The organism is Vibrio sp. La 4.2.2 (assembly GCF_027586995.1).
GTDB classification, from domain to species: Bacteria; Pseudomonadota; Gammaproteobacteria; order Enterobacterales; family Vibrionaceae; genus Vibrio; species Vibrio mediterranei.
On the sequence record NZ_JAPPTJ010000007.1, the window covers coordinates 112,753 to 130,817 of the forward strand.

Consider the following 18,065-nt stretch of genomic DNA (forward strand, 5'->3'; position numbering starts at 1 on the left):
ATAAACCATACAATTTACATGGTTTATGTAGGTAAATTACAATATATGTAAAAACAGCACTATTGTATGACAAATATATCTATGCTAATCTGCGTTCACTCTTATGGCAAAACGATTGCTATGCTTTTCCCCTATAAATAGCTTCTTCTACTATTAACTTGTTGATTAGTTAATCACCCAATCTACCCCTTTAGAGTAGTTTAAAAGTGTAATTGATTTACATCATGTTTTAATTTTCTTTCACATTTAACAATGCGCGAAGATTCGAAGAACTAACACTTAGGTATTAATATGAGCAAGATGAAGCTTGTCGTGATAGGAAACGGCATGGTTGGTCATCGTTATCTCGAGGACTTAGTCGAGAAAACCGATATGGCTAACTATGACGTCACCGTTTTCTGCGAAGAACCACGCGTCGCGTATGACCGTGTCCACCTCTCCTCTTACTTTTCACACCACACTGCAGACGAACTTTCCCTAGTTAAAGAAGGTTTCTACGAAAAGCACGGCATCAATGTCCTTATTGGTGAACGCGCAATCAACGTTAACCGCGAAAACAAAATCGTTTATTCAAGTACTGGTCGTGAAATTAAGTACGACAAGCTTATTCTCGCAACAGGCTCCTACCCATTTGTACCACCTATTAAAGGTAACGAGAGCAAAGACTGTTTTGTTTATCGTACTATCGAAGACCTAAAAGCTATTGAAGCAACGGCGAAAAAGAGTAAACGCGGCGTTGTTGTTGGTGGCGGTCTACTTGGTTTAGAAGCAGCCGGAGCACTTAAAGCACTGGGCGTCGAGACACACGTTGTGGAATTCGCTCCAGTATTAATGGCGGAACAGTTAGACCTTCAAGGTGGTTTGCAACTTCGCAACAAGATTGAACGTATGGGCGTTCAGGTTCACACAAGCAAAAATACACTTGAAATCAAAGCCGAAGGTAATGAAGCCCGCAACACTATGGTGTTTGCTGACGGTACTGATCTTGAAGTAGATTTCATCGTGTTCTCTGCGGGTATCCGCCCACAAGACAAACTTGCTCGTCAGATGGGCTTAGGTGTTGCACCTCGTGGCGGTATCGAAATTAACAACTTCGCTCAAACTACTGACCAAGATATTTATGCCATTGGTGAGTGCGCTTCGTGGAACCGTACTTTCTACGGGTTAGTTGCTCCTGGTTATAAAATGGCGACAGTTGCTGTTGACCACTTGGTAGGTAACGACAGTCAGTTTGAAGGCGCAGATATGAGCGCTAAGTTAAAGCTACTTGGCGTAAAAGTGGGCTCTATTGGCGATGCAAATGGCCGTACTCCTGGTTGTAAGAGCTTCGTATACCAAAACGAAGAACAAGAAGTTTACAAGCGTTTGATTGTTTCTGAAGATGGCAAGAAGTTGCTTGGTGCAGTAATGGTTGGCGATACTTCTGATTACGGCGATCTACTTCAGCTTAAGCTCAATGAAATCGAACTTCCAGAGCACCCTGATACTTTGATTCTACCTGCGCATGCTGGTGCTGAAAAGCCGACACTAGGTGCAGATTCTCTACCTGAATCAGCCGTTATCTGTTCTTGTTTTGATGTCACTAAAGGCAAGATTGCACAAGCTGTTGCTGACGGTCACCACACGATTGGCGATATTAAAGCAGTGACGGGCGCAGGTACGGGCTGTGGCGGTTGTATCCCTCTTGTTACCTCGGTCCTTAATGCTGAACTAGCAAAATCAGGCATCGAAGTTAAAAACGACGTTTGTGAACACTTTGCTTACTCTCGCCAAGAGCTGTTCCACTTAATTCGTATCGAAGAAATCAAGACGTTCGAAGAACTACTTGAGAAACACGGTAAAGGTTACGGCTGTGAAGTGTGTAAACCTCTTGCAGGCTCTATTTTAGCGTCTTGCTGGGGCGAGCATATTCTTAAGCCTGAGCTTGTGAAACTGCACGATACCAACGACAACTTCCTAGGTAACATTCAAAAAGACGGTACTTACTCTGTCATTCCTCGTATGGCGGGTGGTGAAGTTACTCCTGAAGCACTGAAAGTGCTTGCTGAAGTGGCAGCAGAGTACAGCTTATATACGAAAGTCACGGGTGCTCAACGTATTGGTCTATTTGGTGCACAAAAAGACGACCTTCCTGCTATCTGGAAAAAACTGATTGCGGCTGGCTACGAGACTGGTCAAGCGTATGCCAAAGCACTTCGCATGGCGAAGACTTGCGTGGGTTCAACATGGTGTCGTTATGGTGTTCAAGATTCTGTTGGTCTGGGGTCACGCATCGAGAACCGTTACAAAGGTATTCGTACTCCTCATAAGATGAAGTTTGGCGTTTCTGGCTGTACTCGTGAGTGTGCTGAGGCTCAAGGTAAAGACCTGGGCATTATCGCGACGGATGCTGGCTGGAACATGTATGTATGTGGTAACGGTGGTATGAAGCCACGTCACGCTGACCTACTTGCTTCTGACTTAGACGAAGCAACGCTAATTCAATATATCGACCGTTTCATGATGTTCTATATCCGTACTGCTGCTCCGCTACAACGTACTTCAGTTTGGATGGAAAACATGGAAGGCGGCGTCGACTATCTACGTGAGGTGATCGTTGATAACAAACTTGGTATCAACGAACAGTTAGAAGCCGATGTACAACGTCTAGTGGGTGATTACAGTTGCGAATGGAAGAACACAATTGAAGATGAGTCTCAGCTTAAACGCTTCTCTCACTTTATCAACAGCGATCTTCGCGATGACAATGTGGTCTTCGTTCAAGAGCGTGAGCAACACCGTCCAGCGACATTTACAGAGAAACACCCAGAAGCTAAGGGTGACATCCTACACGTTGAGTTGGAGAAGTAATCATGGCATTTCAAAAAGTATGTGATATCCAAGACATCATCCCTGGTACTGGCGTATGTGCATTGGTGGATGGCCAACAGGTTGCTATTTTTCGCCCAACGGCCGCTGAAGAAGTGATGGCGATCAGCAACATGGACCCGTTCTACCAATCTAACGTGCTATCACGTGGATTAATTGTTGAGCACCAAGGCAAGCTTTGGGTAGCAAGCCCTCTTAAGAAACAACGCTTTAACCTAGCAACAGGTACTTGTATGGAAGATGAGCGCTTTAGCGTGAAAGCATACAAAACTCGTATTACCAAAGGTGCAGTAGAAGTTTCGGCGTAAGCCAAGAGACTGAATAGCCTATAGGGGTTGGAAGCTCTAGCCCCTATCACTATTCAATCTTAACTTTTTAACTTTAACTTTTAATAGGTACAATTCTATGTCTGCTGATTTTAAACCTGCGCAGTTTGTGCAAACCATGATCGACGTTGGCGAAGCGAAAACAAAAACAAGCACTCGCGACCTCCTCCTTCGTGGCACAATGGCCGGTATCATCCTGTCTTTAGCGGTAGTTGTTGCAATCACAACAATCGTCCAAACGGGTATCGGTATCGTAGGCGCACTCGTCTTCCCTGTTGGCTTCGTTATTCTAAGTGTAATGGGCTATGACCTTGTAACGGGTGTATTCGGTCTTGCGCCACTGGCTAAATTTGCTAACCGTCCGGGTATTACTTGGAACCGTATTTTCCGCTGTTGGGGACTCGTAGGTTTGGGCAACCTAATTGGTTCTCTTATCGTTGCTTACCTTGTAGCAGTTTCACTAACTGGTAACTTCTCTCTGGAACTTAATGCGGTTGCTAAAAAGTTTGTAGCGGTATCGACAGCTCGTAGCCTTGGTTTTGAGAACATGGGCATGGACGGATGGATCACCTGTTTCGTACGCGGTATCTTCTGTAACCTTATGGTATGCCTTGGCGTTATCGGCAACATGACAGCACGTTCTGTATCAGGTCGTGTGGCGATGATGTGGTTCCCTATCTTCATCTTCTTCGCACTAGTATTTGAGCATACTGTGGTAAACATGTTCCTATTCCCACTAGGTATGATTCTTGGTGCCGATTTTGGTATTGCAACTTGGTTGAACTTCAACCTAATCCCTACCATTCTTGGTAACATCGTTGGCGGTCTTATCATGACTTGTCTCCCGCTTTACCTAACTCACGCTAAAACTGCACCATCTCTAGATGCACAAGCAGACGCAGAAGTGTCAGTGAACGCTGAACCAGCACTGAGCAAATAAGCTTATTGGGCCTCGTACTATGTGCGAGGCCTTGTTGATAGCTTCTTTGGCTATAAACAGTATTAACTTTGCCATTATCTGAGTTTTACTTTTTATATCCAAAATTTGAAATTGATAGGCATAACTATGACCACTCATCAAACATCTTTAAACACTGGCTTCGTTTCTCTAGTCGGTGCAGGGCCGGGAGACCCTGATTTGTTGACAGTGAAAGGATATCGCGTAATTCAATCGGCTGATGTTGTCGTTTTTGACCGTTTAGTCTCTAAAGAAATTCTTGCACTTGCCAAACCAGATGCTGAGATGATTTATGTGGGCAAAAAGCTCGATTACCACTGTGTGCCTCAAGATCAAATCAACCAGATCTTAGTTGAACAAGCACAGTTAGGACTCAAAGTGGTGCGCCTCAAAGGCGGCGACTCCTTCATATTTGGTCGTGGCGGCGAGGAGCTAGAAACACTGGCAGAAAATGGCATTAGTTTTGAAGTGGTTCCAGGAATTACCGCAGCGGCTGGTGCCACAGCCTATGCTGGCATCCCCCTCACCCACCGCGACCACGCTCAAAGCGTACAGTTTATTACCGGACATGTTCAAAAGGACGGCCGAGAAATTGAGTGGAGTTCACTGGCTCAATCAAACAATACACTTGTGTTCTACATGGGTCTGAAGCAAAGCGGCCGTATCACTGATAAACTAATTACCCATGGTCTTGACGAAAATACGCCATGCGCAGTGATTGAAAACGGTACACGCAAAGAACAGCGCGTTTTCCAAGGGCCACTTAACACGCTGCCTACAATGGCAAGTGAGGCTGAAAGTCCTGCATTGATCGTGGTTGGAAGTGTTACGCAACTGCATGATAAGTTGAAATGGTTCTGATATAAAAAAGCCCAGCTATCTCGCTGGGCTTTATTTATTGATTATCTACTTTCGAGTCCAACGGTATATAAACATCAGAACGTCGATTTTGAGATCGCCCATCCGCTGTTTTATTCGAAGCTAATGGCTCAGATTCACCAAATGTTTTTAACGTTGTATTCTCTTTCCTCACCCCGTTACTGGCTAGTTCATTAGCCGTTGCCGTTGCACGTCTCATCCCCAATGCTTGGTTGTACTCATCAGAACCTACCCAGTCTGTATGCCCTTCTACAGTCACCTCAAAATTGTTAGCCGCTAACTGCTTGGCGACTCCAGTTAAGGTTTTGTGAGCCAAAGGCGTGAGATTGTATTTATCAAAGGCAAAATGTACCCGCGCAACCAAGTATCCCTTTTCAGTCGGTTCACCAAACTTAGCAATGCCCAAATTCGATATGTAAGTCAAACATTCCTCGGGATTGGTAATGAGTGCAGACATCTTAAGTAACTGCCATTTAAGCTCATCATCCGTGCTGGTTTCCGTTACCTGCATATAACCTTGTCGATGTGTTCCCACACCTTCGATATCACCAATGGTTATATTATGTGAATACTCATAGTGCTTAGCTCCACAATACTCTGTAATGTGAGCACTTTCTTCATTAGCGACGGCATTGAAACTGCTAACGACTGCGATTGCTAGTATAGCTTGTAATTTCGACATCCTAATCACCCATATAAACGTGTCTCGCCTGTTCCTTGTGAGCCTTTTTGAATTAGCTCTTCGATTTTTTCTATAAACTCTTCGGTATCCGTTACATCTGTGATGTCTTCATCCGGATTTAACACACAATCTTGGAATCCACTTTGCTCCGACGCCGCAAAGTCGATGCCGATCACCGCAATATACAACCCTGGTATTTCTTCTCGAGCTTTGTCACACATACCTGCATCAACAAGCCCTTTTAGAATACCGTTGTTTGGACTTTCTACCCCATCGCTAAGCACCAAAACCATTTTGATTTTGTCATTGTACTCAGCCAACTCGTCTTCATCCGAAGTATCAGGTTTACCGGCAAGCATATGTTGAAAACCGCGTAGCATACCTTGAAATGAGGCAGTACTCCCATCAGCCCACATATCATCTATGACATCAATTTCTGTTCGATCGCTGGTAAGGTCAATAGAATAAAACTGATTCTCGTTAGAACTTCCATAACCTCTATAAAGCTCTAAACTGTCTAGACGATACTCGGTACGCGCATCTGGAAATTTGTTGATGAACATTTCAGCCACACTCAAATCAAAGTCAACATAGTCATAAACTTCAACATGATACGACCGGTCATTATCATCTTCATCAATATCAAAAACACTAACTAGCCTTTGTGCTTGTCGCCTTTCACCATTCCGGCCATTGGGACAATCATCTCGATCCTGAGAGCAATCGTATACTTCGCCAGATGTATACTCTCGCCATTTGTTCCAGTTAACGTCTTCATACGTCCGAGGAGAATCGTCTTCATCGACATCGTCTCGGTAGCGCAATTGAGTCACAGTAAACACATTGCTACCATTAGACTCTCTAGTTCTAATATTAAACGGCACAACCGCTACACGATTATCCAACTTACTTGTGAGTTCAGGCTGGTCATCGTCAGCGCAATAGTCTTCGTTAGTTGCTGGATCAGTTTGTATGTCACTACAGAGCAACTTATCAGCAATCTCTTTAACCGCGACTTTTAAGTCAGCGATCTTGCAGTTCGTCGCGGTACACGGGTCACTTGAATTCCCACCCCATTGCCAACTCATAGAGCCTGAAAAGTCTGAAACAAAAACGATATCTATATTCTTATCGCCTAGGTTGAACGGGTATTTTTTGGCAACAGCGACCCCTTTTAGATCTTGGGTTTCTCCAAACACTGGTATCAGGTTGCTAGCAAACCAAGAATTATGATTAGTCGTTGCTTCAACCGTATATTGGATAAACTCATCCACATCATTTTCTGGGTCAGGGGCTTGATAAAAACGCGTAGCTACTACTGTTTCACTGTTAATGTCTCTGACGTAATCTCGGATATAGTCTTTTGCCATTTCATTCGCGTTAGCAGATTGGTCCTCTATTGTTACTGCTGAAGCAGCGGCTTGTGCTGCATCTCGTAAGCGATTCGTTTCTTGGATGTATCGCGTACCTTCGACAGCAAAAAACGTCATTCCAAGTACTGGAATAAGTGTAAATGCCATCCAAACGGCTGCAATGCCTCGTTGTCGCCGTGCACACTGTCTACATATACTACTCATGCTACCTCCCCGCCACGACTGAGCTAGATGTGATGGTTAAAGTAGGCGATCCAGTGTTTCCCCAAAACCGCGCGAACCAAGAGTCTCTTTGCTCACACAGTGATACTTGATATAAGGAATAAACCGTTTCATCCTCGGTGGGAACAAGGTCCGACTTTTGGTCAATCGATGTAGTTTCACAGCCCATCGCTCCATATTGGACACTGGTGTAACTATCCACCGTCGCGGTGTTATGCAACGCTTCTATCTTTATCGCTATGTCTGCTTCTGCCGTATCAAGCATCCTAGATGCTAAGGCATGCATGTCATCTCTATCACCGTCACTAAGAACCAGGCGATCATTATAGAAACGAGCGCGCTCTTTAAGGATGTTAGCAAGAGCAAAACTCGCCCTATCTAACTGAGCTCTTACTAAAAGTTTATGACTGATATCCGTCGTAAAAAGGAAAATTCCAATTAAAACAATAACAACTAAAGTAAGCTCAATAATGAACGTGCCTCGTTGGTTTTTATGAGAGTACTTCATTATTCTCCCTCCCACCCCTCGTGCTCTAGTGTCAACACAGTTGTTCTGGAAATAGTTTTTTCAGATGCACCGAGGACATTGAGTATTGGGGTGTATTGATAATCCAAGGTTATCTCCGCCAAAGCGTAGCCCTCTTGAAAACCATCATCGTCTTCCGAAAAGCCTACATCATCGACAAAGTCCCTATATGAATTGAAATATTTCCCTGTAATTTGAAAATTCTCCTGTGGCGCTAGATAACTCCATAGCTTGCCATCAGATGTAATCAGTTCATCAAGCCTATTTTTATAATTGTCATGGACACTAGAACCTTCATAGACCTTAGCATTTCTTACTGTTTCTCGAAGCGAATACTCCACCAAATTGGTTACGTATATTTGATAGCTTGCTTCAATAATCAACAACGTCGTTAATATCAGCGCAACCGCTCCTACAGCAAACTCAACAGTTGAAGTTCCTTTTTGACGAGAAATCCGAATAAACATAACTACTACCCATCAGATTTGTAGAGCTGTCGTGATATCTTCGACACTTGGCTGTCGCTATACTCATCGTTTAACAGCTCTCTGGCTTGATCAATTCTTCCCAGTTTAAAGAACGCTATAGCCAAGTTTGCTTTCACCACTTGATTGCTTGGATTTTCTTTAAATACCGGTGTGAGTAACTGAGTTACTCTGAAGTAATCACCTTTTGCTAAATACACTACTGCTAAATTGTTTTTTATTATTAGATCATTATGACCTTTCAGTCTTGCTGTATTAAATTCTTGCTCGGCTTGATTAAACTTGTCCTGCTTACTATAAGTAATACCTAAAAGTACGTGAATATCACTCGATGTATTACCCAACTTCAGTGATTGCTTGTAACGAGTTTCAGCATAGCTGTTCTCACCCATCTTATCGTGGATCTGGCCACGCAGTTGGGCAAGCTGCCAATTCTGCACTCCGTCATTTAATAAATGATCTGTATAGAATTGTGCCGACTCAATATCACCTTTATCAAAATACACTTTCGCAAGTTCTTGGGTAATTTGATTATCTTCAGGTTTATTTTGCAAATGCCCCTTATAGTGCTGAATAAGTCCGTCATGATTGTCAACACGCTCCATGCTGTTAACAATGTCTTGATTACTAGGCGTTGAGCTTGACACACAACCGAATAGAAAAATGGTTACTATACAAACCAAGATACCTCGAATATCCATATCATTTCCTTAGGTCCGTGAAGTCTAGTTGCATCACTCCAGGTGCAAGAATTAAAATTACGATTGGAAACATAATGAGAAGTATTAAAGGAACGCTCATTTTGGCAGAGAGTTTCCCAACCTTCTCTTCAACTTTTAACAATTGAATCCGACGCATATCTTCAGCTAAATCACTCAAAATATTGGCAACCGATGTACCGTATTGAAGGTTTTGAATTATGGTTAAAACAAAGCTCTGGACCTCTGGCGCCGGCAAGCGATTGTTTAGGTCATTAAGTGCTTTTTCAATGCCATGGATTTTTCCTGCATCTGATGTTTTCTTGATTTGATAGCTAAGATCACTATCAAATGCCGCCAATTCTTTATGCAAGTAATCAAAAGAAGCTTCGATTGTCATACCCGTTTGAACGCATACAGACATGATATCTAATACGTACGGTAAGTTTCGTGAAATCTTTCTGACCATTAACTTCTTTTTGATATCGAGAATTATATCTGGAAGAATTATTACCGTTATCATAACAACGACAACTGCAACTACTTTATAAAGCACTGCTATATTTAAGAATAATATTGCTAACGATATACATACTGCGACAGCAAATTTAGTGGGTAGATAGTACTTTGCCAGATTTTTGTTGTAATAACCTGCATCAAGTAACTTCTGCTCTAGTTCCTTTCGCTGTTCTTTCGCAAAGCCAATAATTATACGATTACTCTTTACTGGGCTTAGTGTTTGTGACTTAGAAATAAATGACTTGATTTTTTTCTGTCTGCCATTGACCTTTACCATTTCAAAAACTAAAAAGGTAATGGTTAAAGTAATCACTAATAAGCTCATCAAAATGATCATAATCTTACCGCCTTAACCAATAACCAAACGATAAACAGGCCAACAAGCTCACTACCTACAACGTAATACAATACCCAAACACCTTTGGGATCATGGAGGATGTAGTTAATGTTATCGGGATTCACGTTATAGAGTATGACTGCAAAAATAACAGGAATCGCTGCGACAACTTTGGCAGAGATCCTTGCCTCAGAGGTCATCGCCATTTTCTTAGTCTCCATTGTTCTCGCGTCGACTAAGACTCGAATCAGGCGCGCTAAGACCCCTCTCAACTGACCTCCTCGGCTCATATTCGCTCTGATAGCAATAGTAAAGAAGATAAACTCAGGATAAGGAAAACGCTTAGCGGCACGCTGCAACACTTGGTCTGGCGACTCACCGAGCTTGAGCCGATCCCCCATATTTTTGAATTCCCTACCTACCTCATTATCAAGATTCTGACCGACAAAACTGACGGCTTGCATTAGGCTTTCACCCGCGGTCACCGCACTCATTAACACATTAAGTGCATCCGGAAACGTTTGTTGAAACTGAACTCGACGACGATTTGATAGCCATTGGTATCCTAGAAACCAAAACACTAACAGTGCGACGACAAAGACAACAATCTGATTAGCACTCAGTACTTCAAACGCAATGTACCAAGCAGCAACCACACTAGCCACAACGAACAGCCCGACCATGATGTTGGCACGTGGTCCCAATGTTTGAACTGAGAATTTAAATGACTCTTGAGCTTGCTTGATCCCTTTTTTAGGCACTAATGTACCTAAGTTAATCGCAGAGGTTAGTTCTTCTTGCGTGCCTGTGTCAGGGAAATACTGCGCGACCTTGTCCTTCTTGCCCATGGCCAAAAGCATTGCTACGACACCGAGTAATATGAACGAGATCCAAATAAGCATTATCTTACTCCATTAAAAGACATCATCAGCTCTTCGTATAAACCGTAGAACTGTGACTTTTTCACCAACTCAGAACGCTGCATAATCCCTTGAGTAAGAAACGATCCTTTGACATTTTCACCATAGCCTGACTCTTCATACTTAAAGCGATAGATTTCTTCCATCACCACATTCTCGCCCTCTAGGCCAACAACTTCTGAAATGCTAGTGACTTTTCGAGAACCGTCTCTCAATCGATTTACTTGCACAATAAGTTGGACTGCGCTGACAATAGAACGCCTTATGGCATCTAAAGGTTGGTTGAGGTTAGCCATCATTATCATAGATTCAACACGACTAATGGCATCTCGAGGAGAGTTAGCATGAAGCGTCGACATTGAGCCATCATGGCCTGTATTCATGGCCTGCAACATCTCAAACGCTTCAGGGCCACGACACTCCCCAAGTATGATCCGATCCGGTCTCATCCGCAGCGCATTTATCACCAAATCCCGCTGCGTCACTACGCCCGTTTCCTCAATACTGGCTGAGCGAGTTTCTAGTCTCACCAAATTAGGCTGTTGTAATCGTAGCTCCGCTGCATCTTCTATCGTTACGATGCGTTCATCGTCTTCGACATAATGCGATAAGGCGTTAAGTAACGTCGTTTTCCCAGAACCCGTACCACCTGAAATGAGAATATTCATCCGACAACGTGAGGCTATAGATAGTACTCTCGCCATGTCTAATGACATCGAACCTATCTCGACAAGCTCTTCGACGCCAAAGTTCTGTTCTCTGAATTTTCGAATGGAGATAGAAGTGCCATCAAGGGCAATAGGAGGAATAACAATGTTTACACGGCTCCCATCTTCCAGTCGAGCATCGACGGTTGGAGAGAGCTCATCAACGCGTCGACCAACCCTAGCAGCAATAAGTTTCGCAATGGCTAAAACCTGTTCTTCACTCACAAATGAAATATCAGAGCGGTGTAGTTTGCCGTTTTTCTCGAAAAACACATCTGTTGCACTGTTGACCAATATATCGGTTACGGTTGGGTCATCAACTAACGATTGAATGGGCCCAAGTCCAAACAACTCGTCCATCATGCTTTTAACGAGGCCACTTTTCATCATCGCTGTAATCGGACGTTCGAAGTTGTTCGCAAGCACATCCACAGCATTGCGAATTTGATTCTCAACCTCTTTTTGACTTAGCGTTTGTATTGCTTCAGGATCCAATGCTTCAAAGATTTGCGACCGAAACGCTACGTAGACTTCCTTGTTTGAACTCATCTCCATCCCAACCTTTGTAAAATGCCCCTATTAGTGTTAATTGGTTGGCCGTTAACTAAACGCGCCAGCTGGTCAATGGATCGATTCACAGAACGATCATGCTTGTACACACGCTTGCCATCGATTTGAAGATGAGCAAGTTGTTTACAGTATTCGACGTCCAAATCGACGCTTGCGCCCAGAAATTTTGTGACATCATCATGTGCGATTGGGAAGTTATTATTAGGTCGGTGATGATTTACCACAGTAACAATTCGAGTCCGTTTCTTGGTTAGGTCTCGCGAGGTATCAATATCTGAAATAAGTGCTTTAGCTTTTCTAACTGCGGTAACTGTCGGCTCGATGACAATGGCGATAACATCGTAATTTCTTACTAACATGTCGCAATCGAGTGGGAAATCAACGCTGCCCGAATAATCCTCTACAATGAAGTTAGTGTTATGAACTAAAAGTTCACAAAGTGTTTGGTTGTAATTCAACAAATCCTTTTGGTCTGCACTTCCTTGAAGCGACAACAACCGAAGCTCAGGAGATACCGAAGTTAGGTAGCTTAACGCTCCTTCCAAATCAAGCTCGTGGAGAGGGACAGATAGCTCATCGACCTGTCTCGCAGAAAACTCTGTAAGACCTAATAAGACATCGGTTCCACTTCCATTGTACTGATGGTCAACTAATATAGTGTCTACGCCTTCGCCAGCCAGTTTGTTCCCAAGCTCCGTAGCAATAAACGACGTACCTACTCCACCCTTGCTACCTACAACCGCTACTCGCTTCGCTCTCCTTTCTTTACTCACCCCTTTTTGAGCTTTCAAGTCATTGTTAACATGCATTACAAACTCAGCGAACTCATACTTGTTAATAGGCCAAAAAAGATAGTAGAAGCCCATCTCTTTCAAGCTTCTCAGCGTCGAGATGGCATCTTCTTTACCTATAACGATCACGCCTTTATGGGTTGGAAGTTTGGCCGCTACCGCTTGCGCATCCGAGACAACATTCGATGATTCATTTAGCTCCAAGAGAATTAAGTTACTCTCTTGTTTCGAATAGAACTCGCTGTCTGCTTTATGTTGTTGTATACCAGTGGGGCAATCCCACCCTTCAAACTCAAACAGCTCTTCCACCAAATTTCGACATTCATCCGTTTGATAAACTAACGAGCAAGTAATATTGGAACTCGACGTTCCAACTTGCGGTTTGTTTGACTCCGGAAGTTTTTTAGTGATATCGAACATTAGATTCCCTCCACCAGACGTTCTTTATGAGCCACCTGCTGAACTCTTGCCGCTTCTGAAAAACAATTCCTGCTGCTATTCTGAGTTTCGATTTCAATCGGTTTGCATTTGGCTTTAGCTAAATTATGAAATGTCACTATCACCTTGATATCTGAGCTGAGAGCACCGTTCTTGGTCATTGAAAACGCGTCCGCTCGATAAGGTAGATATTTGAGGTCTTTCATCGAATCCTTCAAGATCGACTTTGCAGTATTATTTTTGTATTCAATGACATAAGTTGGACCAGTATCAATGTCGTCGATCGTGTCAAAGATTTGAGCCAGTTTTTTCGTTGCTTCAACCTTGTCTCTAGCCGTAAACTCGTACACATGGGTCTCTGGATAAACAAGATACTCCGCCCCTTTTCCGTTGTAGTAACGTTCACTGCATCCCAGAAGTAGCAACAAAGGCAGTAACCAAACTGAGGTATTTATTGAAATATTCATTGGATAAACCCTCCTTTGGATAAGAGCTCAATCGTAGGGCTTGACCCTTCATTCGTTTCTTCAGGCTCAGAGATATTCAACCAACGGCGTAAAGTATTGGTTTTGGTGATGTACGGAAGTTGGATGTCTTTTCTTTTCATTGGCTTAACTAAGTTCACCGTTGCGACAATGATCAGTTCTGTTCGACGTCTGTCTGTGGAAGACTTTCTAAACGCCGCACCAAGTACTGGTATATCGCCAATGAGGGGAGTTTTTTGAATCTCTTCAAAGTCTGCACTACTCATAAGACCACCGAGCACAAAGCTATCACCATCACCTAGCTCTATGGTGGTCATAGCTCTGCGTGTCGCTAATTGAGGCACCTCAATACCCGCGGCTCTGATATAACGCTCAATTTCACTTACTTCTGGAAAAAGCTGCATTCGTATCTTTTCTTCAGTTAGCACTTTTGCGGTAAGGTCGAGTTTGATACCAAACTCTTTAAAGGTGATATTTACGTTGTTATTGGTAGAGACAATCACCGGGACTTCCCCACCTACGAGGAAACTTGCTGATTCGCCTGAGATAACAGTTAGATTGGGCTCAGCAAGTACTTGTGCGACGTTTTCATTGCCAAGCGCAGTAATGAGAGTTGTTAAGTCTGCAGCTTCAAATTGCTGGAACAAGAACTGGCCAACGTTGGCACCAAACGAAGACCAATCGACACCTACCGTCTCAGCGAAACGCTCAGTCACTTGGGCTACGGATATTTTTACATTGACTTGTTGCACGGTCGCCACTTCAAGTCGTTCTATTATCCCATCCCACGTCATGTTCCTCTCAAAGATCATACTCTCTGGTTCTTCGATCGAAATATTGTCGTTCTGGAACTTTAGCTTCTGGACTTTATCCCATTTTTCTAGTTTTTCTCGACCGAGTAAAGTTGCAACAAGTCGATAAATATCGTCTCTTTCTCTTTCAGAGTTTACGATACCACTCACTGCAACTTGGTTACCTACGGACTCAATTTTCACACTAGTATCGGGGAACAATAGCGCGACTTGGCGACGCACTTGACTCAGGTCTATGTCAGCTATGATGCGTTCGGAATAGAGCAATTTTTCTGATTCGCCATAAATCATCAACCTTGCCTGACCGACAGCTTTTGAGAATATTACGATGGAGTTTTCATTAATAACGTTGTAGTCCACAATATCGGGATCACTTACAAAAACTTTAGTGATTCTCTCACTAAGCTCTATATTTTTAGCATCATTTACAGTTATGTAAGTTTCACCCGAGTAAGCTATTGATGATAAGAAGAAACTCAGTAAAATTACGGTAAGACGATATCCATACCTCATTATTTTGTAGTCCATTACAAATCCCCTCCAAAACGGTCGTTTCCTGAGGGCGAGCCCCTTAGCTCCTCTACGCCAATATAGTTATCCATAACATTTCTGACATCCGCATACACAGGCTCTTGATATTCACGGCTTCGATAAACTTCGAGATGCATCGTTCGTTGCGCAAGAGCTAACCGAGCCACTTCCTCTGGTGGAATTTCAATAATAATGGTAGTGAAACCATCCTCTTTGTTTTCTGATACCGGTTTAACACTTTGCTCTTCTTCCGAACCGCCCATGTTTAACACTTTGATATTTTGCAAAAATAGGGTTGCCGTGACACCTCTAAATTTAATTGGTTTCTCACGCTTTCCTGATAAGTTATCTTTAGGAGAGCTTACTGTAAGAATATCAATATGTTCTCCAGGGCGAATAAAGTCGCTGATAAGGTTTTTACTGCTCACCACTAGTGGGTAAAGTGTCATGCCTTCGGTAACAAGAAGATCAATATACCCTGGGGCATCTTTTTTAGTGAGCATCTCGGGCAGAATAAGTTGACCCGATGAAATGGGGGTATTGAATAATGTTGTAGGGTCAAAATCCAATTCAACATCAGATCGGATACCTTCATCAAGAGCAGAAGTGAGTAATAATTGCTCTCGCTTGACCTTGGATGAATTAATTGGCTCGCCTCTAGAAATAGATTCGGTAGACCGCCAAACGGTCACATATTCTGCCTTAGGTTCGATGGTAGGAGTCGCTGCTTGTTTTTCTTCTACCACTGGCTGTTGTAGGGGCTTATTCATGCTTGAATAAACGCCAAGAACCCCAATTAATATTGCTAGAAATGCGACAGCAAATATTATCTTCGACTTCATAATGTTTACCTATATATAAATATATATCAGTGGTAAGCAGAAACCCATAGATATTGCAACTCCATAGGGTAATCCGCGTTGATCTTTCTTCGCTGAAATTAGGCTAAAGCGGTATTGCGATAATCGAACGACGGCTAATACACCACCAAATATCATCGTTAACCAAAGTGCTACTACTGTTATAACACTAGGTAATGCCAACGCTAATATTGCTATTAACTTAACGTCGCCACCACCCATCCAGCCAAAATAGAAAGTCGTTAGCAGAATGGTAATTAGAAGAAAGTAATTGAAAAGATATTCTGGTGAATAATACTGAAACCCAAGTGATAGTGACAATACTGCTAGCATCGCGATGTAAGAGTTTGGTATTGTTCTTTTCCTAATATCAGAGACTGAAATCAGTACCAATAGAACAACGATTGATGCTAGCAGAATGCTATTAAACACTAGATCACCACTGTGCAACTAAGGGGCGGTTAAACCAGTAGTGGTGTTAATGTCGCCTGATATTGCAGCAAACGCTTGTTGAAGCTCTCCGAGCATATTACCTTCACCAAACACCAAAACTGCAGACAAGAGTACAGCCATAGCCACCGCTATCAACCCATACTCAATTGCGGTAACACCGCGTTCATCATTCTTAAGCGTGGTCAAAAATGACAAAGCTTTTACGTATAATGTCATCAACATAATCCTATTCCTTTTATGACTGTTTGCCCTTGGCATTAGTAAAGGTAGGCATTGGATCACCGTCTCAAAAGTGAACGCTATCGGAATTACCGATAGCGTTTGAGAAACATAAATAAACTATTTTTAGTAATTTATAATTAGGAATAACTAAACCTTCGCAATTTTCAATATCTTACTTTTCAATTTCTTAATTCTCATTAAAAATTAAAATCTCAAATCGCCCATCTATAGTGTGACACAAATCACACTATTCTCAATATGACATTCTATTTGCAAATAGACTGTTACGCTTAAATCGTTACTTTACCTTATCGTAGAGCGTATGTATGAAGCTACCTTTCGACAATTTGCTATCGTTTCACTCCGTTGTTACTAATGGTTCATTTAGCAAGGCCGCCAGAAAACTTGCTAAATCTCAGTCAACTATTAGTGGCGCCGTCAAAAACCTAGAGAATGAGCTTGGTTATGACTTATTAGAGAGAAAAAACAACTCTATTGAATTGACTTCTCGAGGAAAGAAAATCTTTCAATTAGCAACACCGATTGTGTCAAAATATATGGAGCTTATTAATGTTGCAGAAGCACTGAGCTTTAAAGATGAAAGTAAATTAAGGATAGGTATCGACCCACTCGTGTTTGACCATAATGTCAAGCACACACTAATGGAATTTTCTGAAATCTATCCTGATACGGAACTTACAGTTGTCACAAAACCGAGCTATATCCTTGGGCAATATATTAACAACCATCAAATAGATATCGCCATAGGAAACCCTTACCATAAGACAGAGTTTGACTTCAACGTCGATGAGTTATTCTTGGTTAATTGTCATTGGATTGCACATAAGGATTTCTCTGAAACCAATAGCTATATATCCGCAAGGCTTTTGCTCATCGACGGTAGCGAAGACATCATTGATATCTCCAGTATTGCTCGGCACAATATTTGGGTTCTGGATGATACATCTACAATTCTAGAGCTATGTTTAGCAAAAAAAGGAATAGCGTTTCTTCCTCAGCACCTTGTTGAAAATCATATAAAAAGAGATTCAATTATGATGATTAACGATCAAACATTACTATTTGGCCGACAGATATATGCATCACTAATTTGGTCTCAACATGGTGATTACAGCATTCACCATCAATGGCTACATGATCGATTAAGGAAGAAATAACATGTTTCCTTAATAGTATCAAAACCAATACACTCCATTTTTCAAAAGAACGCTAAGCTTAAATTTTAGGTTTCTTGCTTGCTATTCTCTTATGCTAATAATTTCACGTAGTATCCTATACTTATTGTTAACGGTAGTTTTTCTACTATATCAAAATAATGTGTATGGAAAGCAATACATAGAGGTTGTCTCGGACAACAGTTCTTCTTCAGAGAAACTCAAGAG

At 42.3% G+C, this 18,065-nt stretch carries 19 protein-coding genes; 5 read left to right on the forward strand and 14 right to left on the reverse strand.

What is annotated here, in order from left to right; genetic code table 11:
• Positions 1 to 291: 291 nt before the first annotated feature.
• The 4 genes from nirB to cobA all read left to right on the forward strand — a co-directional run bounded on the left by nirB (position 292) and on the right by cobA (position 5,013).
• Positions 292 to 2,850 carry a nitrite reductase large subunit NirB gene (gene nirB, locus OH456_RS17205; protein WP_006070702.1) on the forward strand — a complete coding sequence of 853 codons (2,559 nt, stop codon included), beginning with the start codon at positions 292 to 294 and terminating at the stop codon, positions 2,848 to 2,850.
• Between the two features lie 2 nt (positions 2,851 to 2,852).
• Entirely contained in the window at positions 2,853 to 3,176 is a 324-nt protein-coding gene (gene nirD / locus OH456_RS17210) for a nitrite reductase small subunit NirD (RefSeq protein ID WP_270033946.1), read from the forward strand.
• A 97-nt stretch (positions 3,177 to 3,273) separates the two neighbouring features.
• On the forward strand, positions 3,274 to 4,134 hold the full coding sequence (locus OH456_RS17215) for a formate/nitrite transporter family protein (RefSeq protein WP_006070704.1): 861 nt from the start codon (positions 3,274 to 3,276) through the stop codon (positions 4,132 to 4,134).
• A gap of 126 nt (positions 4,135 to 4,260) precedes the next feature.
• Positions 4,261 to 5,013, forward strand: coding sequence for a uroporphyrinogen-III C-methyltransferase (cobA, locus tag OH456_RS17220; protein ID WP_006070705.1), 753 nt, complete (start codon positions 4,261 to 4,263; stop codon positions 5,011 to 5,013).
• Between the two features lie 34 nt (positions 5,014 to 5,047).
• Here cobA and OH456_RS17225 read toward each other — a convergent pair whose 3' ends face one another.
• Genes OH456_RS17225 through OH456_RS17290 form a run of 14 tightly spaced genes read right to left on the reverse strand, consistent with a single transcriptional unit; the run spans position 5,048 to position 16,662 of the window.
• Positions 5,048 to 5,713, reverse strand: coding sequence for an OmpA family protein (locus tag OH456_RS17225; RefSeq protein WP_062459588.1), 666 nt, complete (start codon positions 5,711 to 5,713; stop codon positions 5,048 to 5,050).
• Between the two features lie 5 nt (positions 5,714 to 5,718).
• The gene (locus OH456_RS17230; RefSeq protein ID WP_124939775.1) at positions 5,719 to 7,290 is read right to left on the reverse strand and encodes a TadE/TadG family type IV pilus assembly protein; all 1,572 of its coding nucleotides are present in this window, start codon (positions 7,288 to 7,290) and stop codon (positions 5,719 to 5,721) included.
• Position 7,291: 1 nt separating this feature from the next.
• Positions 7,292 to 7,816, reverse strand: coding sequence for a tight adherence pilus pseudopilin TadF (tadF, locus tag OH456_RS17235; RefSeq protein ID WP_006070708.1), 525 nt, complete (start codon positions 7,814 to 7,816; stop codon positions 7,292 to 7,294).
• Positions 7,816 to 8,301: a TadE family protein gene (locus OH456_RS17240; protein ID WP_006070709.1), complete on the reverse strand. Its 486-nt coding sequence runs from the start codon at positions 8,299 to 8,301 to the stop codon at positions 7,816 to 7,818. The genes tadF and OH456_RS17240 overlap by 1 nt, the downstream gene beginning before the upstream one ends.
• 5 nt (positions 8,302 to 8,306) lie before the next feature.
• Entirely contained in the window at positions 8,307 to 9,020 is a 714-nt protein-coding gene (locus OH456_RS17245; protein ID WP_031494400.1) for a tetratricopeptide repeat protein, read from the reverse strand.
• A 1-nt stretch (position 9,021) separates the two neighbouring features.
• Positions 9,022 to 9,873, reverse strand: a complete 852-nt coding sequence (locus OH456_RS17250; protein WP_006070711.1) for a type II secretion system F family protein — start codon at positions 9,871 to 9,873, stop codon at positions 9,022 to 9,024.
• Entirely contained in the window at positions 9,870 to 10,775 is a 906-nt protein-coding gene (locus OH456_RS17255) for a type II secretion system F family protein (RefSeq protein WP_006070712.1), read from the reverse strand. Before OH456_RS17255 ends, OH456_RS17250 begins: the two co-directional genes overlap by 4 nt.
• Positions 10,775 to 12,049: a CpaF family protein gene (locus OH456_RS17260; RefSeq protein WP_006070713.1), complete on the reverse strand. Its 1,275-nt coding sequence runs from the start codon at positions 12,047 to 12,049 to the stop codon at positions 10,775 to 10,777. The genes OH456_RS17255 and OH456_RS17260 overlap by 1 nt, the downstream gene beginning before the upstream one ends.
• Complete coding sequence (locus OH456_RS17265; protein WP_006070714.1) at positions 12,046 to 13,281, reverse strand: AAA family ATPase; 1,236 nt, start codon at positions 13,279 to 13,281, stop codon at positions 12,046 to 12,048. Before OH456_RS17265 ends, OH456_RS17260 begins: the two co-directional genes overlap by 4 nt.
• Positions 13,281 to 13,766, reverse strand: coding sequence for a hypothetical protein (locus OH456_RS17270; protein ID WP_252038039.1), 486 nt, complete (start codon positions 13,764 to 13,766; stop codon positions 13,281 to 13,283). Before OH456_RS17270 ends, OH456_RS17265 begins: the two co-directional genes overlap by 1 nt.
• Positions 13,763 to 15,124 (reverse strand): type II and III secretion system protein family protein, encoded by a 1,362-nt coding sequence (locus OH456_RS17275; RefSeq protein ID WP_443088639.1) that lies wholly within the window; start codon positions 15,122 to 15,124, stop codon positions 13,763 to 13,765. Before OH456_RS17275 ends, OH456_RS17270 begins: the two co-directional genes overlap by 4 nt.
• A complete protein-coding gene (cpaB, locus tag OH456_RS17280) occupies positions 15,124 to 15,969 on the reverse strand; it encodes a Flp pilus assembly protein CpaB (RefSeq protein WP_006070717.1) in 846 nt (281 codons plus the stop codon). The genes OH456_RS17275 and cpaB overlap by 1 nt, the downstream gene beginning before the upstream one ends.
• 9 nt (positions 15,970 to 15,978) lie before the next feature.
• Complete coding sequence (locus tag OH456_RS17285) at positions 15,979 to 16,419, reverse strand: A24 family peptidase (protein ID WP_164491408.1); 441 nt, start codon at positions 16,417 to 16,419, stop codon at positions 15,979 to 15,981.
• An 18-nt stretch (positions 16,420 to 16,437) separates the two neighbouring features.
• Entirely contained in the window at positions 16,438 to 16,662 is a 225-nt protein-coding gene (locus OH456_RS17290; RefSeq protein ID WP_006070719.1) for a Flp family type IVb pilin, read from the reverse strand.
• Positions 16,663 to 16,988: 326 nt separating this feature from the next.
• Here OH456_RS17290 and OH456_RS17295 point away from each other — a divergent pair, with 326 nt between their 5' ends.
• Entirely contained in the window at positions 16,989 to 17,840 is an 852-nt protein-coding gene (locus OH456_RS17295) for a LysR family transcriptional regulator (RefSeq protein WP_252038040.1), read from the forward strand.
• Positions 17,841 to 18,065 lie beyond the last annotated feature (225 nt).